This is a genomic window from Sorangium sp. So ce834 (genome assembly GCF_051521425.1).
Classification (GTDB): domain Bacteria; phylum Myxococcota_A; class Polyangia; order Polyangiales; family Polyangiaceae; genus Sorangium; species Sorangium cellulosum_D.
The window spans coordinates 6,960,471-6,986,993 of the sequence record NZ_CP150351.1; the positions used below are offsets into that span (position 1 = coordinate 6,960,471).

Here is a 26,523-nt window from a genome sequence, read left to right on the forward strand (position 1 = left end):
GCTGCGTGGCGCGGTGCAGGCGGCCCCGTCGTGGCAAGGAGCGGGCCGGCGCTGGAAGGGACCGCGGGCGCGCCGCGCGTGGGGGCTACGCCCGGACCGCGGCGAGCGCGTCGCGCATCGCCGACGCGCCGGCGAAGCGGTGGTCGGGGTGCTTGGACAGGGCGCGGGCGAGCACCTCGTCGAGCACGCGCGGGACATCCCGGCGCTCCCGCCGGAGGGGCACGGGCGCGGAGCGCACGATCGCGACGAGCACGTCGAGATCGCCCCGGCCGCGGAAGGGGAGCTTGCCCGAGAGGGCGTAGTAGATGAGCAGCGCGGCGGCGAAGAGGTCGCTCCGCTCGGTGATGGCGCGGCTGCGCATCGCCTGCTCCGGCGACATGAACAGCAGGGTGCCCACGAGCGACCCGGGGCTGTCGGGCGTCACCCCGTCGCCCGTGTCGACCCCGGGCTCGTGCGCGAAGCCGAGATCGATGAGCTTGACCGTCGGCGCGCCGTCCCCCGGCGCCCCCGCCCCCGCCCCGGCGCCCGGCGCCGCGGGGACGAGCAGGATGTTGCCCGGCTGGAGGTCGCGGTGGACGACCTTCGCCGCGTGCATGGCCGCGAGGCCGGCGAGGATCTGGTCCGCGACGGCGAGCGCGCGCTCGAGCGGCAGGGGGCCGTTCCGCCGCACCTCCTCGCTCAGGGTGACGCCGTCGAAGAGCGGCATCAGGAAGAACGGGCGCCCGTCCTCGAGGCGCCCCTCGCCGAGCACAGGGCAGACGTTCGGGTGGTCGATGCGGCGGGCGAGCTCGACCTCGCGGGCGAACCGGCTCTCGATGCCCGAGTCCCCCGCGTGCACGCGCCGGAGCACCTTGAGCGCGACCCGCTCCCCCGTCGCGACCCGGCGGGCCGCGTACACCGCGCCCATCCCCCCCTCGGCGATGAGCCGCTCGATGTGCAGTCCGTGCTCTGTACGGCCGACGAGCGGGTCGACCGCCGCGGTCCCACCTGCCGGGAGCCCCGCCGCCGCCCCGCCGCGCACCTCGGAGGGCGCGCTCGCCGCCGCCCCCCGGTCGCGGCCCGCATGGCGGACGATCCCGGAACGAGGAGGCAGCCGTCGCTCCGCGGCGGGACCGCGGTCCTCGCCGCCGGGTTCGGGGAGCGCCTCAGCGAAGGCGGACCTGTCCCTGGCTGGACCGAAGGAACGACGGAGCGGGGAACCAGGAGCCACGTGAAGAACCTCGTCAGAAATTACCTGACGAGTGTCCATGGACCAGGCCCTCCGGGCAAGGGGATTGGGCACCGAAACGACGAACCCCTGGATTTGGCCCCACCGTCTTATGTCCCGTATCTACTAAGTTTTTGCCCGGACACAGCAGACCGCCCGAGGCGTTTTTGACCTGTCGGGAAAATCCCGAAAGAATTTGCGTCCCGATCGCCGTTACGCTCGGCGCGCACGCATCACGACATGTAGGGGCGACAACGAATGGCGAAGCGTCTTGATCTCATCCTCGTGATCGACGTCGAATCGACCTGCTGGGAGGGGAGCCCGCCGGAGGGCGAGGAAAACGAGATCATCGAGATCGGCGTGTGCACGCTGGAGGTCGCCACGGGCCGACGGCGCGACCGGCGATCCATCCTGGTGCGCCCCGAGCGCTCGCGCGTGAGCCCGTTCTGCACGGCGCTGACGACGCTGACGCAGGCCGACGTCGACGCGGGCGTGTCGTTCAAGGAGGCGTGCGCGACCCTGCGGGGCGAGCTCAAGGCGCAGGATCGCCTCTGGGCGAGCTACGGCGACTACGACCGGCGCATGTTCGAGCGGCAGTGCCAGGCGCGGGGCGTGCCCTACCCGTTCGGCCCGAGCCACCTCAACGTGAAGAGCCTGTTCGCGGTGACGCACGCCCTGGCGCGCGAGATCGGGATGGCCGAGGCCCTGGAGCGCGCGGGCCTGCCGCTCGCGGGCACGCACCACCGGGGCGGCGACGACGCGTTCAACATCGCGGGCCTGCTCGCGCACGTCCTGCTGGCCGCGCGGCGGTGAAGCCGGGCGCGCCGCGCGCTCACCCGACCGGCGCCGCCGCGGGCACGTCGGGCTGCGCCTCCGCGGCGCCCCGCGCCGGCGGCGCGGCGGCGGGATCGGCGCCCGACGGCTCCGGCTCGCCGTCGCCCTCGGCGATCGCCCCGGCCGCCGCGGGCGGGACGGCGGCCGCGGCGAGGAGGTACGCGAGGCCCGCGCCGAGCAGCAGGGCGCTGTAGCCGAGGCTCATCGCGCACAGGGCGCCGAGGGCCATCGCGATCGCGCCGGCGAGGGCGCCGAGCGACCAGCACCAGGGGAGCAGCGCCGGCGCGAGCGAGGCGACGAGCTTGACCCCGAGCGGCGCGAGCGAGCCCACGAGCAGGCCGAACGGCACGAGGAGCGCGACGGCGAGGAGCGCGCGCGGGAAGGCCGCGAGCCCGAGGCTCCACCGCGCGAGCGGGACGAGCCCCGCCGCGGCGAGCGCCGCGGCCACGACGAGCGCCTCGGCGACCCGCGCGGAGGCCCACGTCGCGGCGTCCGGCGCCACGCGGGCGGTGAGCAGGCCGCCCACGCCGGCCGAGACGAGGAGGATCACGAGGACGGCCGGGAGCTCGTACGCGGGCAGGTCGAGCAGGAGGAGGCCGTGCCGGAGGACGGCGAGCTCGACGAGCGCGAAGCCCGCGCCGATCGCGGCGAAGAAGAAGAGCGCGCGGGCGCGCCGCGGCGGGGGCGCGGCGGCGGGCGCCGGGGCGCCGCGAAGGAGGCGGCCGGCGCGCGCGGCGAGCGCAGGGAGCAGCGCGACGAGCGCGAAGAGGCCCACGCCCGCGGCGAGCAGCGCGGCGAGCGCGAAGAGGCCCGCCTGCTCGGCGCGCAGGGCCCCGAGGTCGCCGAGCACGGCGGGGAGGCGGCGCGCCGGGACGGCGTACGAGAAGAACGGCCGGTCGTCGGTGGGCGGCGCCAGGTCGACCGCCGCGTCGGGCGCGCGGCCGCCCCCCGAGGCGACGATCGACGCGCGGAGGGGCGTCTGCGGCCGGTCCGGGGCGAACGCCTCCGAGAACTTGTGCCGGCGACAGTGGCGGCGCAGCGCCTCGACGTCCTCGGGCGCGAGCGGCGTGCGCCGCGCGAGGAGCGCGGTCCGCTGCGCGGCGCTGCACGCGAAGAGGTGATCCTTGGGCGCGGCCGCGCCCGCGCGGCGCAGCGCCGCGGCCGCGAGCGAGAGCAGGCGATCGAAGTCGACGTCGGCGCGGCTCAGGACCAGCGTGCCCTCGGGCAGGAGGCGCGAGAGGAAGTCCTCGACGCCCTCGACCGTGTGGAGCCGGCTCTCCGACAGCGCGAGCGCGCCGGTCGACGACGCCTCGGCGGTCTCGGGCGACGGGATCACGATGTTCCGGAAGAGCAGCGGCGTGCGCCGGGCGAAGCTCCGCCCGTCGCCCACGACGAGGTGGACCTCGGGCTTGTCGAACAGGTTGCCGCTATACGCGGCGTACCGGCCGCGCATCACCTCGAGGACGCCGCGGTCGCCCTCGACGGCGTACACGTCCTTCTGCCCGGCCTTGAGCGCGGCGCGCACGTCGCGCCCGCCCCCGGCGCCGACGACGAGCGCCGGCCCCTCGTCCTTGTGGAGCGCGTAGGCCATGTCCTCGGGCTGGGCCGGGGGCGGCGTCTTCGCGTCGACGATCGGGCTCTGCGCGGCGCTGCCGATCCGCATCATCGCCGCGCCGGCCCTCGGCTTGTCGACCGTGATCAGCGAGCGCTCGCTCCAGGCCTCGTGCTCGGTCCGGTCGGCCGCGCCCCGGCGGAGGCCGGCGAGCCGGAGCCACGGGGCGCCGAGATCGCCGGCGAGGAGCACGAAGCTGCCGAGCACGAACGTGGCGACGAGGCCGCCGTGCGCCCGCTGCTCGTCGCCCTGCCCGCGCGACGCGAGGTAGAAGAAGACGCCCGCCACCGCGAAGAAGATCGCCGCCGCGAGCGCGGCGCGCGGCGCGCCGGCGCGGAGCGCGGCGGCGGCCGCGAGCCCGCCGAGGGCGCCGCCGACGAGGTCGAGCAGGTAGAGGCGGGGCATCTCGGACGCGACGTGCCGGATCGCGGCGGCGAGCGCGAGGCCGGCGAGCGCGAACGGGACGGTGGACGCGGCGTAGAGCAGCGCGAGCCACGGGAGCGCCCCGGGCGCGGGCCCGCGCTGCGAGAGCAGGACGACCGCCGCGAGCGTCGCGCCCGACGCGAGCGACGACAGGGCCGCCATGCGGGCGAAGAGCGCGGCTGGGCGGACGAGCGACGGGGCGAGGTAGAGCGCCGCGCCGCCCGCGCCCGCGCCGAGGAGCGGCAGCGCGAGCGCGACGAACGCGTGGGGCTCGCCGAACAGCGCCGCGCAGATCCGCGTGAGCGAGATCTCGAGCAGGACGGTGGCGCACGCGAGGGCCGCGACGCCGCTGAAGAGGCCGCTCCGCTGGGAGACCCGCATGGGCCCGCTCCTAGCACAGCGGGAAGCGGCCTTTCACCTCTCTCGACCGAGCGGGGCGAGCGGCCACGGCGCGAGCAGGGGGACCGGGCCGCTCGGCCGGAACCCGGGCGCGCCGGGGGGGCTCGCCGCCGCGGCCCCCGCCCCATCGACCTGCGCGCCGCGCGGCGGGGGCTCGCTGGGGCGCGGCGCCGGCGCGCCGCCCGGGCGCGGCTCCGCAGCGCCGCTCTGTCTGCCCGGGCGCGGCGCCGCCGCGCCGCTCTGTCGACCCAGGCGCGGCTCCGCAGCGCCGCTCTGTCTGATAGCGCGCGCGCACTCGTCCACCGTGAGGCGACGCGGCCCGTACGCGGACGAGTTGGCCGCGTCGGCGTCCATCAGGCGGGTCGGGGTGTCGATCCCGAAATCGTCGGGGTGCCCCGGCTCGTCGAGCAGCACGTGGCCGAGCTCGTGCGACAGCGCGAACGAGGCGCGATCGGCGCGCAGGCCGGCGCGGTCCTCGATGATCGTGTTCCGGATCGCCCCGCCGTCGGCGAAGATGAACGACTCGCCGATGCGCCCGCCGCCGGCGAAGCTCGGGACCATCACGACGTCGATGGTCGCGGGGTCGCCGTCGTCGAACGCCTTGATCAGCGCGCGCTCCTCGACGGTGCCGGCGATGGCGTCCGTGTCGCTGAAGTGCTGCAGGCCGTCCTCGAGCTCCACCGCGCCGATGCACGCCGTGAGCGTCGGGTCGGTGCTCAGCGCGCCCGACGCCGGCGGCTCGATCGCCGCGGGGGCGCCGCCCGGGCGCCGCACGAGCACGTCGGTGGTCCCGAACGCGCCCGCGCCGATGGCCGGGTTGTCGGAGAGGCGCACCGAGAAGCCCGCGGCGCCGATCGCCGCGGCGACGGCGCGGGCCGCGGCGTCGGGGCGCATGCGGGGCCGGATCGCCGCGGTCACCTCGTGGCCGTCGACGCGCACCCGGATCGCGCCGCCGCTCGCCGGCAGGCCGTGATCGCAGCCGATCGCGAGCAGGTGCGGGCGCGGCGGGTCGACGAAGCGGATGTCGAGCTCCTCCAGCGGGCCGAAGCTCACGCCGCACGCGCCCCAGAGGGCGTTCGCGCGCTCGACCTCCGCGCGCGCGATCGCGATCGCGCCCGCGTCGTCCCCGCCCATCGGCGGCGGCCCGCCCGCGCGCGGCCGCACCATGAGGATGCGCAGGCGCGCGCGCGTGCGCCCGAGGGGCCCGAGCGGCGAGGCGCGCGGGCCGGCGACGCGGATCATCTGGAGCTTCGGCCCGTCGGGCAGGGCGACGACGAGCGCGCCGCCGACCTCGCCCTTCACCGAGCGATCGGCGATCATCGGGTGGTTGCGATCGATGTCGTCGGCGACGACCCGGAGCGGGCGCGTCGAGCCGCACACGAGGCCCGCCGGGACGTCCGGGGGGCACGGGACGTGGCCGAGCGGCACGCTGGGCAGGCGATCGATCGCCCGGCCGGACGGCGCCGCCGAGTGGACGTCGACGGTGAGCGGCAGGTCCTCGGCCGCGCCGATGACGAGCAGCCGGATCGCGTCGGGATCGTCGAGGTTCCCGAACGGATCGTCGCCGAGCCGGTCCGGGGGGGTGCGCTGGAGCGAGGCGTGGGAGCGCGCCATGTCGATGCGCTCCCCGGCGCCGTCGATGGCGCGGACCTCGAACGCGCTGATCGACAGCGTCCTGCCGAAGACGGCGATCTCGCTCCGCCCCGCCCGGACCGCCTGGATCTCGACGCGGCGGGCGCCCGCGGGGATCGCGCTCCCCGGCTGGACGGGGCTGCCGTCGACGAGCAGCCGCAGGCCGCCCGGGATCGCCGCGGGCGCCTGGCTCGCGCCGCGCGGCGCGCGCAGCGCGAGGAGCTCCGGGGAGGGCGGCACGCGGGCCTGCTCGCCGTCGGGCACGCCGTCGGCGTCGTCGTCGTCCCGATCGACCACGACCAGCGCGGGCCCGTCCTGCGCGGCGGAGCTGGCCGGGCCGAGGAGCGCGACGAGGAAGACCGAGAGTGCCGGAAGCCGGCCATTCATGGATCGCATCGCCCTGCCCGCTCGCCCTCCTCGACCAGTCTATCGCGCCGTGGGCCGGGCGCAGCTCGCGCCCGCGCGCCGTCGGGAGCCCTCCGATGGCGGTGCGTCCGGCCCTGCGCCACGTGTCGCGCCATGGCCAGCGTCAGCGCCGTCATTTTCGGTGTCGACGGCACGATCCTCGACGCCGTCGATCTGCATGCGGCCGCCTGGCAGCGGGCCTTCGCGCGGTTCGGCCGCGAGGTCGCGCGGGAGAAGCTCTGGCGCCACGTCGGCGAGGGCGCCGACCGGCTCTTGCCGGTGTTCCTCTCGTCCGAGGAGATCGGCTGGATCGGCGCCGGGATCGCGTCGCTCCACGACGAGATCTACGCGCGCGAGCTCCTCCCCGGGGCGCGCGTCTTCCCGAGGGTGCGCGAGCTCTTCGAGCGCGTCGCGCGCGACGGGCGCCGGATCGTCGCCGCCGCGTCGATGCCGCGCGGCGCGCTCGAGGCGAGCCTCGAGCGCGCCGGGGTGGGCGACCTGGTCTCGTGGGCGGTGTCGGCGGACGACGCGGGGAGGTCGAAGCCGCACCCCGACGTCCTCGAGGCGGCGCTCGACCGGCTGGGCAGCGTCGATCCGCGCGAGGTGGTGCTCGTCAGCGACACGCCGGGAGGCGCCGAGGCCGCGGCCAAGCTCGGCATCCTGGCGGTGGGGCTGCGCTGCGGAGGCTTCCCCGAGATGGAGCTCGTCGAGGCGGGGTGCGCGTCGCTCTACCGCGATCCGGAGGACCTCCTCGCGCGGTACGACGCGTCGCCGCTCGCGCCGCAGCGGGAGCGGCTCGCGGGGTAGCGGCGTCGACGGCGGACCGCGGCGCGCGCTCGCCGCGGCGCGGCCACCGGCCCAGGCGGGCTCAGGGGCCACGGGGGGGCCGATCGGAGCGCGCGGCCCGGGCGCGCTGGCCCTCGGCGGCGACGAGCTGCTCGCGGAGCGCGCGCCGCTCGGGCTCGTCGATGGGCGACGCGGTGGTCGAGCCGTCGCGGAGCGCCACCGAGTAGACGGAATCGAGCGGCAGGAGGTCGAGGAGCGCGGGGCTCTCGGTCGTGAGCAGGAGGTGGCGCTGGGCGGAGGCGCCGCGCAGGTACTCGAGCAACGCCGGCAGCGCGCCGCGATCGACGTCCGCGTCGGGGTGCTCGAAGCCGGCGAGCACGAGCGGCGGCTCCTGCGAGAGCGCGGTGACCATGGCCGCGAGCCGCAGCGTCGCGTCCGGCTCGTCCGTGGCCGCGCGCCAGCGCTCGCGGCCGCCGTCGTCGACGCCGTGGCGCAGCTCCGGGACGAGGAACCCGCCGGACGAGATCGCGCGGGCGCCGTCGACCTCGCCGAGCACCTGGGACAGGCTGGCGAGGAACTGCTCGCTCCAGCGCTCCTTCTCGAGCGCGCGAATGACGGAGCCCCAGTTCTCGCCGCTCGCGCGGAGGCGGCGGGATGCGCTGATCTTCTGGGGCGAGCGGAGGGGGCGCGGCGCGAGGGAGTAGAGGACCGCGCGGCGCAGCTCGTCGCGCATCGGGGTGAGCGGTCCGTCGGAGAGCAGCGGCAGGACGAGCCTGGCGCCGCTCACGGCGATGGGGGCGACGCCGCGGTAGGCGAGCGTGCCGCTGCGGCCCTTGTCCTTGCGCGAGAACCCCTTCGGGCTGCCCTTCAGCCGGTCGAAGGAGACCTCGGGCGGGTCGCTGCCGGCGTCGAAGACGTCGCGCAGACCCGGCTTGACGAGCCGGGTGAGCGCGCTGCGCTGCCACCACGCGGCCGCCTCGCTCTTCACGCGCGGCTCGCCGTCCCGGTCGCCGGGCGCGAGCTGCACGAGCCAGAACCCGTGGCCCTCGGTCCTGGAGACCGCGACGCCGAGGGTGGTGACCGCGCCGCTGCCGCGGGGGCGCTGCAGCGCGCCGCCGCCGCGGCGGCTGGCCGCCGCCTGCTCGAGCGCCCCGTTGGCGCACTCGGCGAGGAACCGCACGGCGTCGAGGAGGCACCCCTTCCCCGCGCCGGGCGGACCGACGAGCGCGGTCAGCGCGCCGAGCGTGAGCTCGATGCCGGGCCCGATGCTGCCGTAGTTGCTGACGTAGACGTGGGTGATCATCGCGGCGCAGCGCCCCTCTTCCAGGCCGTGCCCTCCCCTCGCGCTGCGGTACGAGCCGGACGGGCTGGGCGGCCCTCCAGGGACACCGGAGGGGGCGCCAGGGACGCCGGAGGGGGCGCCAGGGACGCTGGAGCGGACCTCAGGGACGCCGGTGCGACCTCCAGGGACGCCGGTGCGCGCGTCAGGGACGCAGGCACGACGGCCAGGGACACGGCGTTGTGCTGCTGGGACGCGTCACGCCGCGCGTCTGGGACAGGCAGCCGCGCGTCTGGGACAGGCAGCCGCGCGTCTGGGACAGGCAGCCGCGCGCCTGGGACATCCGGCCGACGTGGAAGGCCGGTGGGCGCTGGCATGTTCATGCCGCGGAGATATCCGGGCGCCGGGGTCAGCCGTCGCCCCTCTCGGGCCGGTGCTAGGCGGCCTTCGGTATCTTCCTGAGACGCTTCGATGCTCCCCACCCGACGAGGATCATCGAACGCCTCGTCCGCGATGGCCGCAACAAGATCCTTCAGGCGGAGCGCCCCCCCGCGAGGGCCGGGCGATCGCGCCCCGCGGGATCGTAAGGCCCGGCACGGAACCGCGGCGGTGAGCCGAAGCGCGCTAGGGTCGAGGAGGCGGGTACACCCTGAGAGCGCCGGGCGCGGCGACGAACCGCAGCGCGTTCTCGAGCGTACGGAATGACCTCGCCCCGGAGGTGCGGAGCACGCCGAAGTCGATCCACTGGGTGAGCTTGAGCTGGTCGAGCGTGGGCTTGTACGCCTTGCCTTTCGGGAAGTGCTTCGAGAGCCACCCCTTCACGTCGCGGATGCCCTCGGGGTCCTCCGGGCACGCCGTGCCTTCTGCGATGCGCACGCCGGGCCGGATCTCCCGGCCCGCCATCAGGTGGATGCACGGCAGAAACCACGCCTCGAACTCGCGATGCGCCAGCACGACGGCCACGGGGAACGGCAGGCGCGCCGCATCGACCCAGGCCGCGGTCTCGGGTCCCGCCGCCGCAGGGCATCCGTCGTCTTGATCGCGGAGCAGCAACGCGAAGCTGCAGTCGCGTTCGCTGCGCAGCAGCTCGCAGGCTTGCAGCACGCCGGCGCGGGTGTTGAGCGCCTTGCCGCGCTTCGGCGCTCCCCATACCGCATGCGGCAGCGCGAGGTCGGCCCAGAGCCGGATGACCAGGTTCCTCGCCGCCTCGACCTCACCGTGGCCCTCGACGACCAGGTAGGCCTTACCCATCGCTGGCGGTTCCCTCGGCGCGAAGGCCCTCGGCGTGGAGGAGATCGCTCGTCGACATCAGGCGCTTGCGCACGAGCTCGCGCTGCCGCTCGTCGACCCGCGCCACCGTGGTTGCGCCCTCGCGCCGTTCCACGACGCGGATGTCGTCGATGGGCAGCAGGTCCAGGAGATCAGGGCTGTGCGTCGTGAGCAGGATCTGGCTGCGCGTCGACGCTTCCTTCAAGAAATCGAACAGCAGCGGGATCGCGCCGGGGTGCACGCCGAGCTCCGGCTCCTCGAAGCCGAGGAGCACGGGCGCTGGCTCCTGGAAGAGCGCTGTGAGGAGGGCAGCGACGCGCAGCGTGCCGTCCGACTCCTGCGCAGCGCCATGCCAGCGCTCGCGTCCATGTGCGTCGAGGCCGTGACGGAACTCCGGGATCAGGAAGCCACCCGCATGGGCAACACGATAATCGTCGATATCGGCGGCGATGCGCCCAAGGGCGGCGACAAGCTCGGTCCCCCAGGCGGAGCGATTGAGCGCCCGCAAGCTCGACGCCCAGTTGCTCCCCTTCGTGCTCATCGGCTTGGAAGGATCCGGGAGCTGTGGAGCACGGAGCACGTCGGGGAACAATGAATAGACGGCGACCCGACGCAGCTCATCCATCACACCGCCGAAGGGGTTGAGCTCCTCGGATCCGGCTGCGGACGCCACGAGCTCGTCCCGATGTTGAACGAGCGGCAGCCGCAGACCGTCGAACGCTCTGCGCGTCGCGAAAGAGGGTGGGCCAAGGTCGGCGAGGCCGCCCCCCGTCAGGTTGAGCTGCTGGGCGCCGTAGAGGTTCCGCTCCTCCTCGGTCCACGTCGAGCTGGGCCGCTCTATCAACGCAAAGACACGCGCTCGGGTAACAGCATCCGGCGCCGGTCCGGGGAACCAAACGGCACGTTCTCGCTCCACGTGAACGCCGTCCTCGTCCCCGTCAGAGGCGAGCGTGAATCCCCAGATGCCCGCGCCACGCTCGCGCTCGACGTGAACCTCGAGGACCACGTCAGAAGGCCCCCAGGAACCGCCATGCCGCAGGGTACGAAACCCGTGCCGAGCGGCGACCGCGCTGGCGAGCGACGCGGTCACGCATTCGGACAGGAACCGCAGGACGTCCGCGACGTTGCTCTTGCCCGAAGCGTTCGGCCCCACGAGGACCGTCATCGCCCCGAGCTCGAGCTCGATCCGCTCCCCGATGCTGCGGAAATTACGGGCGCAGACTTTGGTGATCATCGCGGATCAACCTACCCCCCCAGACGCCGTCACGCCCTCACGCCGTGCGCGCGACCGCGATCGCGAGCGCCTCGCCGTCGACGCTGAGCTCGCGCCGCTCGGCCTGCCCCCACGCCGCGGGCGCCGCCCCGAGCACGAGCTCGGCCGCGAGCGCCTCCTGCATGAGGATCTCCCGCGCCGCCCCGGCCACCTTGCGGGCCCGCTCGCTGCCGTCGATCGCGAGCCGGATCCGCTCGGTGAAGCCGAGGTCGAGCTCCTTGCGCAGCCCCTGCACGCGCGAGAGGATCTCCCGGCCGAGCCCCTCGTCGCGGAGCGCGTCCGTGAGCGCCGTGTGCAGCACCACGACCCCCGCGCGGCCGCCGGCCGCCGCGAACCCCTCGCCCGCCTCCACGGCGACCTCGATCTCCTCGGGGCCGAGCTCGACCTGCTCGCCGTCGAGCGCGATCGCGATCTTGCCCTCGGTCGCCAGCGCCGCGCGCAGCGCCGACGCGTCGGCCTTCGCGAGGGCCTGCTTCGCGAGCTGCACCTTCTTGCCGAGCTTCGGCCCGAGCGCGCGGAAGTTCGGCTTGAGCACGTAACGGACCGCGCTCCCCTCCTCGCCGGGCTTCAGGAAGCGCACCTCGTGGACGTTGAGCTCCTCGGCGATGAGCGGCACGTGCTCGGCGAGCGCCGCCGCGAGCCCCTGCTGCGACAGCACGACGTCCGCGCGCGCGAGCGGCTGCCGCACCTTGAGCTTGTTCGCCGTGCGCACCTGCAGCCCCAGCGAGACGAGCTCGCGCACCGCGCGCATCTCGACCGCGAGCGGCTCGTCCACCGCGGCCGGGTCCGCCTCCGGGAAGGCCACGAGGTGCACGCTCTCCGGCTGCGACGCGGGCCACGGCCGCCGCACCAGGTTCTGGTACATCGCCTCGGCGAGGAACGGCGTGAACGGCGCGCTCAGCTTGGCGATCGCGACGAGCACCTCGTAGAGCGTGAAGTACGCGTCGCGCTTGTCCTGGGCCGCCCGCACGGCGCCCGGCCCGACGTCGAGCGGATCGGCCGCCGTGGGGGCCCAGAAGCGCGCCCGGCTCCGGCGGACGTACCAGTTCGACAGCGCGTCCACGAGGTCGACCAGCCGCTGCGCGGCCTCGTACAGCCGGTACTCGTCGAGGTGCGCCGTCACCTCCCGCGTCGAGAGCGCGAGCTCCGAGAGGATCCACCGGTCGAGGAGCGACCGCTCCTTCGCCGGCCGATAGCCGGCGCTCGCCGCGAGCGCCGCGGGCGACGTGTCCGTCGCGCCGGGGTTCCCCTCCGCGGGCGAGAAGCCGTCGATGTTCGCGTAGATGGTGAAGAACGAGTAGACGTTCCGGAGCTTGACCGCGAACTCCTTCTGGAGGGCGCGCACGTTCGTGAGCGAGTGGCGCGTGTTCGTCCACGGCGGGGAGGACGCGTAGAAGAACCACCGGAACGCGTCGGCCCCGGGCGCGGAGGTCGACGGGTCCTCGATGGTGACGCGCTCGGCCTGGTCGAGCCGCGGCACGTCGTTCGGCATCACCGAGAGCGCCCCCTGCCCGGGCGTGAGGCCCAGCCGATCGAGATCGGCCTCCGAGAGCGCGACGATCCGCCGCGGCATCCCCTTCTGCGGCCGGAGCTCCATCGCGACCGGCTGCGCCGCGCGATCGGCGCGGTACATCCGCACCTTCGCGGCGTCGCCCGTCAGGTCGAGCCCCTCGTAGTCCTCGCGCGCGATGAGCGCGACCCCGTCCTTCGGCTGCGCCCCCTTCACTTCGGCGGCCCGCACCGCGGCGAACTCCATCCGGACGCGCTCCAGGATGACCTCGGGCGGCGTGTAGTTGCCCTTCGACTTGCTCTCCTTCTTGCCCTCGCGGTCGCAGACGTGCCCCAGCACGACGCACGTCTTGTACGGGTGCGGGTAGCTCCGGACCCGCGACAGCCCGAGCTTCTCCTGCGTCGCCTCGTCGAAGACGAGCGTCGAGACCATCAGGAGCGAGTAGAACCAGCCGCGCGTCTGGTCGATCGCCTCGCTGATGAAGTCCGCCGGGAACGCGCGATCGAACAGCTCCTTCGAGCCGGGGGCGTGCGGGTAGCCCCACTGCGCGAACGGCATGCTCCCGCTGTCGAACCACGCGTCGATGACCTCGGTCACGCGCCGCATCTCGCCGCCGCACGGGGGCCTGGGGGCGGAGCCCGGCTCGCCGGGCGGGCCCCCAGCCGTGAACGGACAGGGGAACGTCACCCGGTCGATCCACGGCTTGTGGACGATGAGGTGGTCGTTCAGGCTCGGGTCGGCCTTCTTCGCCTCGTGGAAATGGTCGAAGGCGCGCGGGTTCAGCGCCTCGATCTCGGCGACCGACGCCGGGGCGAGCTGGTGATCCTCGCTGTTGGAGCAGATCCAGACGTTGAGCGGCGTCCCCCAGTACCGCTCGCGCGAGAGCGCCCAGTCGACGTTGTTGGCGAGGAAGTCGCCGAAGCGACCCTCCTGGATGTGGGGCGGCATCCAGTGGACCGCGCGGTTGTTGGCGATCGCCTTGTCGATGTTCTCGCGCGTCCGGATGTACCAGGCGGGGCGCGCGAGCTGGATCAGCGGATCGTCGTCGGCGCGCCAGCAGAACGGGTAGTCGTGGCGGTACTTCTCGTCGTGGACGAGCAGCCCGCGGGCCGCGAGATCCTTGAGGATGAGCGGGTCGGCGTCCTTCACCCAGAGGCCCGAGAACGGCGTGAGCCCCGGCTCGAACGTGCCGTCCGGCCGCACCGCGCACAGGATCGGGACCTCGCCCGCGGCGCCCGGCTCGGCGAGCTCGGCGACGCGCCGCCTGTGGGCGTTGAAGTCGTCCTCGCCGAACGCGGGCGCGATGTGGACCACGCCGGTGCCGGAGTCGAGCGTGACGAAGTCGGCGCCGATCACGACCCAGTAGAGCGGCTCCTCCTTGCCGTCCTTCCGCCGCAGGGTGGCGCCCTCGAGCGACCTCGAGTAGCTATCGAACGGCGGGCGGTACCGTTTCCCGATGAGCTCGCTCCCCTTGAGCTCGCGGAGCACGGGCAGGTCGCGCTTGAACTTCTTCGCGAGCTCCTCGCGCAGCGCCGCGGCGACGATGAGCTTCCGGGCCACCGGCGCGGCCCCGCCCGCGGGCGCCCCCGCGTCCACGACGACGTAGTCGAACTCGGGCCGCACGGCGGCGTAGCCGTTCGAGGGCAAGGTCCACGGGGTGGTCGTCCAGGCGCAGAGCGCGGTGTCGGGCTCGTCCACGAGCGGGAACGCCACGAACACGCTCGGGTCGTCCACGGTCTTGTAGTTCCAGCCGACCTCGGCCGCGCTGAGCGCCGTCCCGCCCTGCGGCCACCACCAGCAGACGCGGTGGCCGCGGTAGAGCAGCCCCTTCTTGTGCAGCTGCGAGAGCGCCCACCAGACGCTCTCGACGTAGCTCCGGTGGTAGGTGACATAGGCGCTGTCGAGGTCGACCCAGAAGCCGATCTTGTCGGTCAGGCTCTCCCACGCCTCGGTGTACCGGAAGACCGAGTCGATGCAGCGCGAGATGAACGGCTCGACGCCGTAGCGCTCGATGTCGGCCTTGCCGTGGATGCGCAGCTCCTTCTCGACCTCGACCTCGACCGGCAGCCCGTGGGTGTCCCAGCCGGCCTTCCGCGGGACGTCGTAGCCGCGCATCGTCTTGTAGCGGGGGAAGACGTCCTTCACGGCGCGCGTGAGCACGTGGCCGTTGTGCGGCATGCCGTTGGCGGTCGGCGGGCCCTCGTAGAAGACGAACGTGCCCTTGGACGGGCCGGTGGCGCGGGTCTCGGCGCGGAGCGTCTTCTCGAAGATGCGGTGCTGCTTCCAGAAGGCGAGGATCTTCGCCTCGTCGGCGGGGAAGTTCAGCTCGGTCGCCACCTTGTCGAACAGGGGCTCGTGCGGGCCGTCGGTCGGTTTCTTCGAGGACGCTTCGGACATGGCCCGGCCTAGTAGCAAGGCGGATTGCCAGCGTCGAGGGAGGCGCGGGGGCCGGGGCCGGCGCGCGCCGGGTGCGGAGGGTGCTACGATCGATGCATGAGCGCGCAGCACCCGCTATTTCCAGGCAACGCGCCCGAGGTCGAGGCCGCGTTTCAGGCCGTGCCGGAAGAGATGGTCGCCGAGATCCTCGACGGGGAGCTGTACACATTCCCGCGGCCGGCGCGGCCGCATACCCGCACCACGTCGCGTTTGAACGTGAGGCTTGGGGGTGCGTTCGATCTGGATACAGGTGGACCAGGAGGCTGGGTCATCCTCATGGAGCCCGAGCTCCACCTCGGCCCGAGGCCCGACAAGGTCGTCCCCGATCTCGCCGGCTGGCGCCGCGAGCGCATGCCCGACGCGCTCGGGCCCGAGGACGCGCCCGCGCACTATGACCTCGCGCCCGACTGGGTCTGCGAGGTGATCTCGCCGCGCACCGAGCGCGTCGACCGCGGCAAGAAGATGCGGATCTACCGCCGCGAAGGGGTCCGCCACGCCTGGCTGATCAACCCGGTCGCGCAGACGCTCGAGGTGTACCGGCTCGACGACGGCCGGTGGTCGCTGCTCGACACGTACGAAGGTGACGAGGCCGTGCGGGCCGAGCCGTTCGACGCGATCGAGCTGCCGCTCGCCGACCTCTGGTCGAGGTGAGGACGTCCGCCGCGCGGCCCGGCGGCGTGGGCGCGGCGGCGGCCGCTGGCGAGGTCACCCCCCGAGCGGCGCCGGCAGCGCGCCGCCGAAGTCGGCGCGGATCGCGGCCACCCCGTCCGCGCCCGCCGCGAGGCAGGCCGGCGCCGAGCCCGCGTCCACGCCGCCGAGGGCGATGAGCGCGACCCCGCGCGACGCGGCCGCGAGGCGAGCCCGCGCCTCGCCCAGCGCGGCGAGCCCGAGGGGCGGGCCCTTGCCGGGCGTCGCGAAGATCGGCGAGAGCACGGCCGCGTCCGCCCCGGCCTCCGCCGCGCGGAGCACCTCGTCCACGCCGTGGCAGGCGACCGAGACGAAGACGCCGGCGCCGAGCAGGGCGCGCGCGTCGGCCACCGCGACCGAGCGGCGGCCGAGGTGCACGCCGTCCGCGCCCAGCAGCAGCGCGAGATCCAGGCGGTCGTTGACGACGAACGAGGCGCCGATCGCGGCGGTGGCGTCGCGCAGGCGCCGGCCGAGCGCGTAGAGCGCCGCGCCGGAGAGCTCGGGGTCGCGGAGCTGCACCGCCACGCGGGCGCGGGCCTCGGGGGGCAGGGCGCCGAAGGCCGAGAGCCGCGCGAGCAGGGCCGGCTCCGGCACGTCCGCCGTCTGGGTGATCAGGGTCAACCGCGGGGTGAGCATGGCCGTCCTCCTCCGCCGACGCGCGGCGCGTCAGCGGTCTCCGTCGCCCGGGGCGCGCTCCCCTCCCGGAGCGCCCGGCTCGCCGAGCGCCTCGAGGTCCTGCCGGGCCATCCGGGCGAACCGGCTGGCAGGATACCGCTCGACCAGGAAGCGCAACGTGTCGGCCTGGGCCCGGCGATCGCCGCTCGCCTTGAAGCGCTCGGCCAAGCCGTACAGGGCCTCGCTCGGATCCTCGTACTGGCGATGATCCGGGTCGACGTCGCCCGCGCACTGGTAAGGCGCGCGCGCGAGGGCGGCGAAGATCACGAGCGGGCCGAGGGCCGCGCGGATGCCGGTGAGCACGGGCGCCATTCGCCGATGAACGGGCGCGAGCGTCAAGAGGACGCCGCGCCCGCGGGCCGCCGCGCCCCGCCCGCCCGGGCCGTCAGCTCAGGGGAGGAGCGCCCGTCCGCGCGGCGCCGTTCTCGATCCCGCCCTTCGGGCCCGGGACGCTGAAGGGCACGTCGCCGACGTCCTGCCCGCCCGCGCTCGGCCGGCGGGCGCTGCGCACCGCGCGCAGGAGCGTGTCGTGGAGGGCGCGCGCGCTGTCGTCCCAGTCGCGCCCGCCGGCGAGCTCCGCGACCCGCGCCGGGTCGTACTCGTGCCGCGCGGCGCGCAGCAGCGCGTCCGCGAGCGCGCCCTTGTCCCCCGGCGGGATGAGCTCGCCGAGCTCCGGGCTGTGGAGGATGTCGGGGATGCCCCCCACGCTCGTCCCCACCACGCGGCGCCCCGAGGCGAGCGCCTCCAGCACGACGTTGGGCGTCCCCTCGTGCAGGCTCGGGAGCACGAGGGCGTCCGAGGCCCCGAGCCACAGCGACACCTGGTCGTGCGGCAGGTAGCCGGTCACCGTCAGCCGGCCGCCCAGCCGGGCGGCGGCGGCCTTGCACGCCTGCTCCTCGGCGCCGCTGCCCACGAGCGTGAGCTCGAGATCCGGGTGCGCGGGCGCGAGCCGCTCGAACGCCTCGACCAGATCGAGCACCCCCTTGTCCCGGTTCAGGTGGCCGACGAAGACGAACATCTTCGATCCAGGCGACCGGCCGAGCGCCGCGCGCGACTCGGCGCGGCTGCGCGGCTGGAACAGCTTCGCGTCGACGCCGTTCATGATGACGTCGATGCGATCGCGCTGCACGCCGAGCGCCGCGACCCCGTCCGCGAGCTTGCGGCTGACCGCCACCACCCGGGTCGCGCGCGTCAGGCCCCAGCTGAGCGGCCGCCGCAGCCGCGCGTCGCGCGGGATCACGTCGATGTCCGAGCCGTGCACCTTGATCACCACCGGCACCCCGAGCAGCCGCCCCAGGCACACGGCGGCGAAGCCGTCCGGGTAGGCGAAGGCCCCGACGATCACGTCGGGCGACGGGCCGCGCCCGACGAGCTCCGGGAGCATCGACGCCGCGTACAGCGGGCCGTTCAGGGCCGGCGCGACCCTCGGCACGTAGAGATAGCGCGGGTGCCGGACCGGCAGCCCGTCGATGACCTCCTCGCGCGGCGCGCTGGCGCCGACAGGCCACTTCGAGAGCCGCTCGATGCCAGGGAACCACGGGATCGTCGCGAGCACCCGGACGTCGCAGTAACGCGACAGCGCGGCGAACTGCCGACGATTGTACGGCGCCTCGTCCGGGTGTACCGCGTTCGGGAAAATCTTCGTGATAAGCAAAACACGCATCCGCCGCAAGAGCTCCTCCTGTCTGATCGATCCGAGGCAGCGAGCGCGCCGGCAACAGAGGCTTTGGTGCCGGCGCCGTTCGAGGCGTCTCGTTGGGTCTCGTTGGGTATCGTCGCGTCTCGTCGCGTCTCGTCGCGTCCCGTTCAGGCTCGTTGAGGCTCGCTGAGCCTCGCTTCAAGCTCGCTCGGTCTCGCTCAGCCCCGTATTCAGCGCCGGTCCCTGGCTCGCTCCCCCGGACCTTTGCGGCCGCGGCGAGGCCTCCCCGCCGCGCCGCCGGGCGACGAGCTCGTCGAAGAGCCGCACGTGCGCGTCGACCATCGCCTCCAGGCTGAACTGCTCGGCGAACTTCGCGGGGCCGCGCGTGCGCGCGCGCTCGCGGAGCTCCGCGTCGCGGGCGACCCGCGAGAGGTGCTCGACCAGCGCGCCCGGGTCCTTCGGCGGGACGAGGAACCCGTCGACCCCGTGCTCGATGATCTCGGGGACGCCGCCGACGCGGCTCGCCACGATCGGCTTGCCGAGCGCGAGCGCCTCGAGCAGCGCGAGCGGCAGCCCCTCCCAGAGCGACGGGAGCACGTAGGTGTCGAACGCGGAGACGAGCTCGGGGACGTCCGAGCGATACCCGGGGAAGAGCATCCGGTCGCCGAGCCCCGCGTCCCTGGCGCGCTGCTGGAGCTCCCCCCGGAGCGGGCCGTCGCCCGCGACGACGAAGCGCGCCTCCGGGGCGCGCCGCAGCACCTCGGGCGCCGCCTCGATGAGGTAGCGGAGCCCCTTCTGCTCGATGTGCACCACCGCGCACCCGAACACGAACTCCTGCTCGCCGATGCCGAGCTCCGCGCGGATGCGCCCCTGCTGGCCGCTCGTCAGGGCCCGGGCGAAGCGCGTCCCGTCGATGCCGTTGTGGATGACCCGGACCGGCGCGCGGACCTTCACGTCGTCGACGAGGATGCGCTTCAGGTCGTGCGAGACCGCGACCATCTCGTCGGCGAGGTAAGCGTAGTAGCCGAACTTGCGCCGATCGAACCCCTTCGCCCGGTTGATCTGGTTGTGCTCCGAGTAGACGACCAGCGGCCGATTCCGGAGCAGGCGCGCCGCGAGGCCGGCGAAGATGAGCGGAGCCCGGTTGTGGACGTGGACGATATCCACGGAGCGCTGGTGGAAGAAGCGCCGGATCCAGAGGATCGCCTCGGGATCGCTCTTGAGGCCGGGCAGCACCGGCCGGAGATCCTTCGTGATCACGAGGCACTTGGAGCGGGGGAGCTTCACCTCCGAGAAGAGCCGCCCCTCGCCGTCGAGGCAGATCAGCGAGAGGTCGAAGCCCTGGTCGCCGAGCCGATCGAGGAGGCTCAGCACCACCTTCTCGAGCCCGCCTACCTCGAGGTTGTTCACGACCATGCAGACGTTGGGCTTGCTCATATTCTCCTGAGCGGACCGTCAGGCGCCGCGGTCGTCCTCGGAGCGCCCAGTCGCGCCACGACAGAGGTGTCGACCGTGCGATGAGCGTTCCGTGTCATTGTGACTCAGGGTTGTGAGCGTATCATGACCCCGGCGTGCTGTTCGTTTGACTTCGCACATCGCGACGCCGCGCGCCGCACACCGCTCCCCCGCAGCGCGCTCTCCCGTAGCGCGCCGCTCTCCGCGGCGCAGGGCCTGCCGCCCGCGGCGCAGCGGGGCGCCCCCGCCGCGCTCTACAGCCCGGCGATCTTGCCCTGCTCCGGCGAGGACGCCGTCGCGTAGAGCTTCTTCGGCATCCGTCCCGCGAGGTAGGCCATCCGCCCGGCCCTCACCGCGTCCCGCATCGCCTGCGCCATCAGGATCGGGTCCCGCGCGCCCGCGATGGCCGTGTTCATCAACACCCCATCACACCCGAGCTCCATCGCCACCGCGGCGTCGCTCGCCGTCCCGACGCCCGCGTCCACGATCACCGGCACCTTCGCCGTCTCGCGGATGATCATCAGGTTGTACGGGTTCCGGATGCCGAGCCCGCTCCCGATCGGCGCGGCCAGGGGCATCACGGCCGCGCACCCGATGTCCTCCAGCTTCCGACAGACGATCGGGTCATCCATGCAGTAAGGCAGCACCGTGAAGCCCTCCTTGACCAGGATCTTCGCCGCCTCCAGCGTCGCCTCGTTGTCCGGGAACAGCGTCCGTTCGTCGCCGATGACCTCGAGCTTCACGAGGTCCGACAGCCCGAGCTCGCGCGCGAGCCGGCAGGTGCGGACCGCGTCCTCGACGGTGTAGCAGCCCGCCGTGTTCGGCAGGATCGTGACGCGCCGCTGCTGGAGCAGCGACATCATCGACCCCTCGCCCCGGTCCTTCAGGTTCACGCGGCGGAGGGCCACCGTGACCACCTCCGCGCCGGACGCCTCGAGCGCGCGACGGGTCTCCTCCAGGTCCTTGTACTTGCCCGTCCCCACGAAGAGGCGGGAAGTGAACGTGTGTCTGCCGATCGTGAACGCGTCGCTCGTCATCGCAGGCTCCTCGGGTCTCGACCCAGACGATCTAGCTAGTCGGACCGGGACACAGGGTCCAGCACGACCGCGCCGCGGGCTTCCGGCGTGCCCCGCTCGCCAGCATGGTATCGTTGCCCCTATGTCTCCCAGAGCCTCGCTCATAGCCCTCCTCTTCGCGTTGCCACCCGCGGTCACCCTCGCGCCGGGGGGCGACGCCGCCCCAGCAGCCGGGGTGAGCCCCGGCGCGCTCCTGTCCGGCCCGCGCGCCGCGCAGGCGGCCGTCGCCATCCAGCTCTCGCTGGACCAGCTCGTCGCCGCCGCCTCGTACGTCGTGGTCGCGACCGCGACCGAGCAGTACAGCCGGTGGGAGGAGCTCGGCGGGGCCAAGAGGATCGTGACGTATACCCGCCTGTCGATCGACCGGACGGTGGCCGGACAGCCCGACGCCGACGTGTGGGTGAGGACGCTCGGGGGCATCGTCGGGGACATCGGACAGCACGTGGCCGGCGACGCGCAGCTCAGGGTCGGCGCGCAGGCGATGGTCTTCGTGTCCCGGGCGAGCTCCGCGCTCGTCGTGTCCGGGATGGCCCAGGGCCACTACCCCATCGTCGACGCCGAGGAGACGCAGCGGATCGCCGGCGCGCCGCGCATCGCCGTGCGGCGGCTGGCCGCGAGCCCGTCCAGCGGGACCGTCCTGGCCCGGCCCGGCCCCGCGATCTCGGCGCGCGAGCAGCTCGTCGGCGCGACGGTCGACGCGGCGATCGACGCGGTGAGCCGCGCCTGGAAGGCGAAGCATGCGCAGCAGTGACCTCGCGCCCGCAACACGGAGAGAGCGCGCCCGCGCCCGCGCCGTCGCCTCGTTCACGCTCGTCGCCGCGGCGCTCGCCCTTCCCCGGGCCGCCCTGGCGTACTGCCGCACCAGCGTCTGTCCCGAGACCCAGTCGACCGCGGCCGTCTGCAACCCGCAGCAGGCGACCGACTGCGGCATCCCCCTCGCCTGGCCGTCGCCGTGCGTCAGCTACTCGCTCCAGGAAGACGCCTCGCACCAGGTCACGCTCGCGGAGGCCGAGGCGATCTTCGAGCAGGCGTTCGCCACGTGGACCGCGGCCGACTGCGGCGGCGGGACGAACCCCCGCATGGAGGTCACCTACCTCGGCCCGATCTCGTGCGACGCGCACGAGTACAACCAGCGCAAGGGGAACGCGAACATCATCACGTTCCGGGACGACGGCTGGCCGTACGGGAGCGGCGGGAGCACCCTCGCGCTCACGACCGTCACCTACAACCTCAAGAACGGCGAGATCTACGACGCCGACATGGAGATCAACTCGTTCGACGTGACGCTCTCGATGGGCGACGACGACGTCACGTTCGACCTCCTGAGCATCGCCACGCACGAGGCCGGCCACTTCCTCGGGCTCTCGCACTCGGCCGAGGTCGGCGCGACCATGTACGCCGACTACCGGCCGGAGAGCACGATGCTCCGCGACCTCGACGACGACGACCGCGTGGGGATCTGCTCGGTGTACCCGCCCGGGGAGCCGGTCGAGGCGTGCGACCCCACGCCGCGCCACGGCTTCTCCGACCTGTGCGCCGAAGATCAGCCCGCCCCGAAGGCGGGCGGCGGCTGCGCCGCGGCCCCGTCGCCGGGCGGCGGCGGCGGGCTCCTCGCCGCGGCGGCGGCGTCGCTCGGCGCGCTCGCGCGGGCGCGGCGCGGCAGGGCGGCGCGCCCGGGCCGGGAGAGGGCCCGCTGAGCCAGGATCCCCCCGTCCTCGTCGAGCGCGAAGGCGATCTCGCCCGGCTCGTCGAGCGCGCGGCGCGCGCCGACGCGCTCGCGGTCGACGTGGAGGCCAACGGGCTGTTCGCGTACCGCCCGCGGCTCTGCACGGTCCAGCTCGCCTTCCGCGAGGGCGACGGCTTCGCGGTCGCGGTCGTCGACGCGCTCCGCGCGCCGGTCGCGCCGCTCGCGCCGCTCCTCGGGGCCGCGGGGCCGCCCAAGGTGCTGCACGACCTCACCTTCGACGCGCGCATGCTCGCCGAGGCGGGCGCGCCGCTCGCCGGCGTGCGCGACACCTCGGTCGCCGCGCGCATGCTGGGGCGCGCGGCGACGGGGCTCGCGGCGCTCGCCTCGACGGAGCTCGGCGTGAAGATCGACAAGCAGCTCCAGCAGCACGACTGGGGGCGCAGGCCGCTCGCGGACGCCGAGCTGCGCTACCTGGCCGACGACGTGCTCCACCTGCTCCCGCTCGACGCGCGGCTCGCGGAGCACGTCCGCGCGCTCGGGATCGAGGACGAGATCGCGGAGGAGTGCGCCTACAAGCTGGCGGCCGCCCTCGGCCCGCCGCGCGATCCGCGGCCGGCGTACGCGCGCATCAAGGGGGCCCAGGCGCTCGACCCGGAGGGCCGCGCGATCCTCCGGCGGCTCGTCCTGGCGCGCGACGCCGCCGCCGAGGAGGCCGACCTGCCCGCCTTCAAGATCGTCGCCGGCGAGGCGCTCCTCGAGCTCGCGCAGCGGAGGCCGACCCGGGCCGACGACGTGCGCGCCGTCCGCGGGGCCGCGGCGGGCCGCGCGGCCGGCCTCGTCGCCGCGTGGCTCCGCGCCATCGAGCAGGGGCGCAGCGACGGCGACGTGCCGGAGGACGAGCGCGCCCTCTTCGCGCAGACCCGCCCGTCCCGGAGGGAGCTCTCCGTCCGGCGCGCGATGGAGACCCGGATCGCGGCGTGGCGCAGGGCCGAGGCGAAGGCGCGGCAGGTCGACGAGCAGGTCGTGCTGCCAGGGCACTGCGCGCAGGATCTCGTGGAGATCGCGCTCGCAGGGGGCCACGGCGGCGCGGTCGCCGACGCGATCGCGCGCGTCCCGGGGCTCGGCGCGCGCCGGCTCGCGCGCTACGGCGCCGCGCTCGCGGCGCTGGTGACCGCGGCGCTGGCGAGCGAGCCGCCCGCCGCGGCGGTGTAGCTGCGAGGGCGCGTACGCGCCGCCGCGTAAGCCGGCGCGCCGCGCGATCCGCGCGCGCGCCGTCCGGTCGACAGACGCGCCGCGCGATGGAATAGCAGGGGCCCATGCCCTGGAACGATCATCCCAAGGGTTCGAAGCGGCTCCGCATCTTGCCGGCGGCGAGGTGGTGGATCCGCGCCGCGCTCGCCTTCGCGTTCGTCTTCGGGTGCGTCCTCCTGGGCGCGAGCGCCGGGGAGCTGTCCCCGCCGCCTCCCCCCTCGGCGCCGCCGGCGGCGGCGAACGCCGAAGCCGGCGTCGATCCCGAGGTGCTCCCGGTCGCCCCCGACTCGCCGCGGGCCTCGATGCGCGCCTTCCTCGAGCGCTGTCGCGAGGGCAACTACGCCGAGGCCGCGCGCTACCTCGACGTGCCGCCGAGGGCGGACGGCGCGGCGCTCGCGCAGAAGCTCAAGGCGGTGCTCGACCGGCACGACTGGCTCGACCTGGAGACGATCTCGCCGAATTCGCAGGGGGAGACGCAGGACAACCTCGGGGCCGGCGTGGAGCAGATCGCCAAGATCCCGACGCGGACCGGGTACCAGCCGGTGCGCCTGGTGCGGCGCACGACCCCCGACGGCGTGCGCTGGATCTTCTCGCGCGCGACCGTGGAGCGCGTCGACGACTGGTACGCGCGGCTCGAGGACCGATGGCTGCGCGACCACCTGCCGCCGGCGCTCTTGCGCCCGGGGCCGCGCGAGCTGCTCTGGTGGCAGTGGCTCGCGCTGCCGGTCTTCGCGCTCGCCGGCTGGCTCGTCGGCGCGGTGCTGAGCTTCCTCCTCCGCGCCCTGCTCCGCCGCCTCGTCGTCCGGACGGAGTCCCCGCTCGACGACGCGCTCCTCGAGGGCACGCGCGGCCCGCTCACGTTCGCGGCGGCGCTGCTCGCCGTCGAGATCGCGCTCCCGTGGCTCGGGCTCTACGCGCCGGCCGAGGCGTTCCTCGACAAGGTGGTGCGCGCCGGCGTCTTCGTCGCCGTCTTCTGGTTCGCCCTCCGCGCGATCGACGCCGTCGGCGGCCGCCTGCTCGCCGCCCCCGCGACGCGCGACAACCCCGCGGCGCGCTCGCTCGTGCCGCTCATGGGGCGGATCGCGAAGGTCTCGCTCGTGATCGTCGGCGCGATCGCCGTGCTGTCCGAGCTCGGCTACCCGGTGGCGAGCCTCCTCGCCGGCCTCGGCATCGGCGGCGTCGCGCTCGCCCTCGCCGCGCAGAAGACGGTGGAGAACCTCTTCGGCTCGGTCTCGATCGGCATCGACCGGCCGTTCCAGGTCGGCGATTTCGTGAAGGTGGACGCGCTGCTCGGCACGGTCGAGACCATCGGCCTCCGCTCGACCCGGATCCGCACGCTCGACCGGACGATCGTCACGATCCCGAACGGCAAGCTGGCCGATCTCCAGATCGAGTCGTACACGGCGCGCGACCGGATGCGCCTCGCCTGCGTGCTGGGCCTCGTCCACGAGACCACGCCCGAGCAGCTCCGCGCGGTCCTCGAGGGGTGCGAGCGCGCGCTGCGGGCGCACCCGAAGATCTGGCCCGACGACGTCGTGGTGCGCTTCGTCGGCGTCGGCCCCTCGTCGCTCGACGTCGAGGTGATGGCCTGGTTCCAGACGACGGACTTCGGCGAGTTCCGGACCATGCGTCAGGAGATGCTGATCACCTTCCTGGAGCTCATCGCCTCGGCCGGATCGCGGCTCGCGCACCCGACGCAGACGCTCCACGTCGCGACGCGCGGCGGGGAGCGCCCGCGGCCCGAGGCGGGCGACGGCGTCGGCCCGGCTAGCGGGCGGCGGGAGCCGCGGCAGGCGCCATCGGCTGGAGCCCCGCCTTCTCGATGAGCGCGCGGTCCTCGTCCGGGCCCGGGTTCGGGGTCGTGAGCAGCTTGTCTCCGTAGAAGATCGAGTTCGCCCCCGCGTACATGCAGAGCAGCTGCGCCTCGCGCGAGAGCTCCGTCCGGCCGGCGGACAGGCGCACCATCGCGCGCGGCATCATGAGCCGCGCGACGGCGATCATGCGGACGAACTCGATCGGGTCCACGGGCGGCAGGCTCTCCAGCGGCGTGCCCGGCGAGCGCACGAGGGCGTTGATCGGCACGCTCTCCGGGTGCGGGTCGAGGCGCGCGAGCTCGACGAGCATCTCGCAGCGGTCGGCGATCGACTCGCCCATGCCGATGATGCCGCCCGAGCAGACGGTGATGCCCGCGCGCCGGACGTTGCGCAGGGTGACGAGCCGCTCGTCGTACGTGCGCGTCGAGATGATCGATTTGTAGGCCTTCCGGGACGTGTCGAGGTTGTGGTTGTACGCGTCGAGGCCGGCCTCTTTCAGGCGGCGCGCCTGGTCGTCGGTGAGCATGCCGAGGGTGCAGCACGCCTCGAGGCCGAGCGCCTTCACGCCGCGCACCATGTCGAGGACGCGCTCGAAGGCGGGGCCGTCCTTCACCTCGCGCCACGCGGCGCCCATGCAGAACCTCGTCGAGCCGCCGGCGCGGGCGCGCTCGGCGGCCGAGAGGACGGCGCCGACGTCGAGCATGCGCTCCGGCCCGACCTCGGTCTCGTAGTGGCTCGATTGCGGGCAGTAGGCGCAATCCTCGGGGCAGCCGCCCGTCTTGACGCTGAGCAGGGTGCAGAGCTGCACCTCGTGCTCGCCGTGGAACGCGCGGTGGACCGAGCGCGCGCGGTCGATCAGCTCGAAGAGCGGGAGATCGTGCAGGGCGACCGCCTGCTCGACCGTCCAGTCGTGGCGGACCCCGCCCGTCGCCGGGGCGCTCCCGTTCGGTTCCTTGCGCCCACCGTTGTGCTCCGCCGCTTCCCGTTCGATCCCGTCGAGCATGGGCTCCGCTCATACCCAGGCTTGGGTCGCCGCTGCAAGCGAGGCGCGAAGGAGTGGCCGGGGGGTTGCGCTGCGAAGGAGGGGGCGAGGCGCAAAGGAGGCGTGGCGGCGGTGATCGCGGCGCCGCCGCCGTGGGGGTGGGCGGCGCCGCCGCCGTGGGGGTGGAGCGCC

Annotated in this window: 20 protein-coding genes; 7 read left to right on the forward strand and 13 right to left on the reverse strand. The window is 74.3% G+C overall.

What is annotated here, in order from left to right; all coding sequences use genetic code 11:
* Positions 1-85: 85 nt before the first annotated feature.
* Positions 86-1,210 (reverse strand): serine/threonine-protein kinase, encoded by a 1,125-nt coding sequence (locus tag WMF20_RS24900; RefSeq protein ID WP_437604458.1) that lies wholly within the window; start codon positions 1,208-1,210, stop codon positions 86-88.
* Between the two features lie 255 nt (positions 1,211-1,465).
* On the opposite strand from WMF20_RS24900, the gene WMF20_RS24905 reads away from it, so the two are divergent.
* Positions 1,466-2,020 (forward strand): 3'-5' exonuclease, encoded by a 555-nt coding sequence (locus WMF20_RS24905; protein ID WP_129576756.1) that lies wholly within the window; start codon positions 1,466-1,468, stop codon positions 2,018-2,020.
* Positions 2,021-2,039: 19 nt separating this feature from the next.
* Here WMF20_RS24905 and WMF20_RS24910 read toward each other — a convergent pair whose 3' ends face one another.
* Complete coding sequence (locus tag WMF20_RS24910) at positions 2,040-4,457, reverse strand: hypothetical protein (RefSeq protein ID WP_437604459.1); 2,418 nt, start codon at positions 4,455-4,457, stop codon at positions 2,040-2,042.
* A gap of 33 nt (positions 4,458-4,490) precedes the next feature.
* Positions 4,491-6,494 (reverse strand): hypothetical protein, encoded by a 2,004-nt coding sequence (locus WMF20_RS24915; protein ID WP_437604460.1) that lies wholly within the window; start codon positions 6,492-6,494, stop codon positions 4,491-4,493.
* A gap of 132 nt (positions 6,495-6,626) precedes the next feature.
* Between WMF20_RS24915 and WMF20_RS24920 the strand changes: the two genes are divergently transcribed.
* Positions 6,627-7,319 (forward strand): HAD family hydrolase, encoded by a 693-nt coding sequence (locus WMF20_RS24920; protein WP_437604461.1) that lies wholly within the window; start codon positions 6,627-6,629, stop codon positions 7,317-7,319.
* 61 nt (positions 7,320-7,380) lie between these two features.
* Here WMF20_RS24920 and WMF20_RS24925 read toward each other — a convergent pair whose 3' ends face one another.
* The 4 genes from WMF20_RS24925 to WMF20_RS24940 form a co-directional block, all read right to left on the reverse strand.
* A complete protein-coding gene (locus WMF20_RS24925) occupies positions 7,381-8,601 on the reverse strand; it encodes an AAA family ATPase (RefSeq protein ID WP_437604462.1) in 1,221 nt (406 codons plus the stop codon).
* A gap of 600 nt (positions 8,602-9,201) precedes the next feature.
* Positions 9,202-9,828, reverse strand: coding sequence for a DUF4276 family protein (locus tag WMF20_RS24930; protein ID WP_437604463.1), 627 nt, complete (start codon positions 9,826-9,828; stop codon positions 9,202-9,204).
* Positions 9,821-11,011 (reverse strand): AAA family ATPase, encoded by a 1,191-nt coding sequence (locus tag WMF20_RS24935; RefSeq protein WP_437604464.1) that lies wholly within the window; start codon positions 11,009-11,011, stop codon positions 9,821-9,823. Before WMF20_RS24935 ends, WMF20_RS24930 begins: the two co-directional genes overlap by 8 nt.
* 106 nt (positions 11,012-11,117) lie before the next feature.
* Positions 11,118-15,026, reverse strand: coding sequence for a class I tRNA ligase family protein (locus tag WMF20_RS24940; protein WP_437604465.1), 3,909 nt, complete (start codon positions 15,024-15,026; stop codon positions 11,118-11,120).
* 96 nt (positions 15,027-15,122) lie between these two features.
* On the opposite strand from WMF20_RS24940, the gene WMF20_RS24945 reads away from it, so the two are divergent.
* Entirely contained in the window at positions 15,123-15,716 is a 594-nt protein-coding gene (locus tag WMF20_RS24945) for a Uma2 family endonuclease (protein ID WP_437604467.1), read from the forward strand.
* A gap of 54 nt (positions 15,717-15,770) precedes the next feature.
* Here WMF20_RS24945 and WMF20_RS24950 read toward each other — a convergent pair whose 3' ends face one another.
* From WMF20_RS24950 to WMF20_RS24970, 5 genes are all read right to left on the reverse strand, one after another.
* Positions 15,771-16,388, reverse strand: a complete 618-nt coding sequence (locus tag WMF20_RS24950; protein WP_437604468.1) for a thiamine phosphate synthase — start codon at positions 16,386-16,388, stop codon at positions 15,771-15,773.
* Positions 16,389-16,418: 30 nt separating this feature from the next.
* The gene (locus tag WMF20_RS24955; protein ID WP_129576765.1) at positions 16,419-16,739 is read right to left on the reverse strand and encodes a tetratricopeptide repeat protein; all 321 of its coding nucleotides are present in this window, start codon (positions 16,737-16,739) and stop codon (positions 16,419-16,421) included.
* Between the two features lie 73 nt (positions 16,740-16,812).
* Positions 16,813-18,090 carry a glycosyltransferase family 4 protein gene (locus WMF20_RS24960; protein ID WP_437604469.1) on the reverse strand — a complete coding sequence of 426 codons (1,278 nt, stop codon included), beginning with the start codon at positions 18,088-18,090 and terminating at the stop codon, positions 16,813-16,815.
* A gap of 174 nt (positions 18,091-18,264) precedes the next feature.
* The gene (locus WMF20_RS24965; protein ID WP_437604470.1) at positions 18,265-19,503 is read right to left on the reverse strand and encodes a glycosyltransferase; all 1,239 of its coding nucleotides are present in this window, start codon (positions 19,501-19,503) and stop codon (positions 18,265-18,267) included.
* A 272-nt stretch (positions 19,504-19,775) separates the two neighbouring features.
* A complete protein-coding gene (locus WMF20_RS24970) occupies positions 19,776-20,558 on the reverse strand; it encodes a thiazole synthase (RefSeq protein WP_129576767.1) in 783 nt (260 codons plus the stop codon).
* Between the two features lie 214 nt (positions 20,559-20,772).
* On the opposite strand from WMF20_RS24970, the gene WMF20_RS24975 reads away from it, so the two are divergent.
* The 4 genes from WMF20_RS24975 to WMF20_RS24990 all read left to right on the forward strand — a co-directional run bounded on the left by WMF20_RS24975 (position 20,773) and on the right by WMF20_RS24990 (position 25,361).
* Positions 20,773-21,348 carry a hypothetical protein gene (locus tag WMF20_RS24975; RefSeq protein ID WP_437604471.1) on the forward strand — a complete coding sequence of 192 codons (576 nt, stop codon included), beginning with the start codon at positions 20,773-20,775 and terminating at the stop codon, positions 21,346-21,348.
* On the forward strand, positions 21,335-22,294 hold the full coding sequence (locus WMF20_RS24980) for a matrixin family metalloprotease (RefSeq protein WP_437604472.1): 960 nt from the start codon (positions 21,335-21,337) through the stop codon (positions 22,292-22,294). Before WMF20_RS24975 ends, WMF20_RS24980 begins: the two co-directional genes overlap by 14 nt.
* Complete coding sequence (locus tag WMF20_RS24985; protein ID WP_129581594.1) at positions 22,291-23,496, forward strand: HRDC domain-containing protein; 1,206 nt, start codon at positions 22,291-22,293, stop codon at positions 23,494-23,496. Before WMF20_RS24980 ends, WMF20_RS24985 begins: the two co-directional genes overlap by 4 nt.
* A 104-nt stretch (positions 23,497-23,600) precedes the next feature.
* Positions 23,601-25,361, forward strand: coding sequence for a mechanosensitive ion channel family protein (locus tag WMF20_RS24990; protein WP_437604473.1), 1,761 nt, complete (start codon positions 23,601-23,603; stop codon positions 25,359-25,361).
* Here the strand turns inward: WMF20_RS24990 and bioB are convergent.
* A complete protein-coding gene (gene bioB, locus WMF20_RS24995; RefSeq protein ID WP_129576771.1) occupies positions 25,303-26,352 on the reverse strand; it encodes a biotin synthase BioB in 1,050 nt (349 codons plus the stop codon). The two genes, WMF20_RS24990 and bioB, sit on opposite strands and share 59 nt — an antisense overlap.
* Between the last annotated feature and the right edge of the window lie 171 nt (positions 26,353-26,523).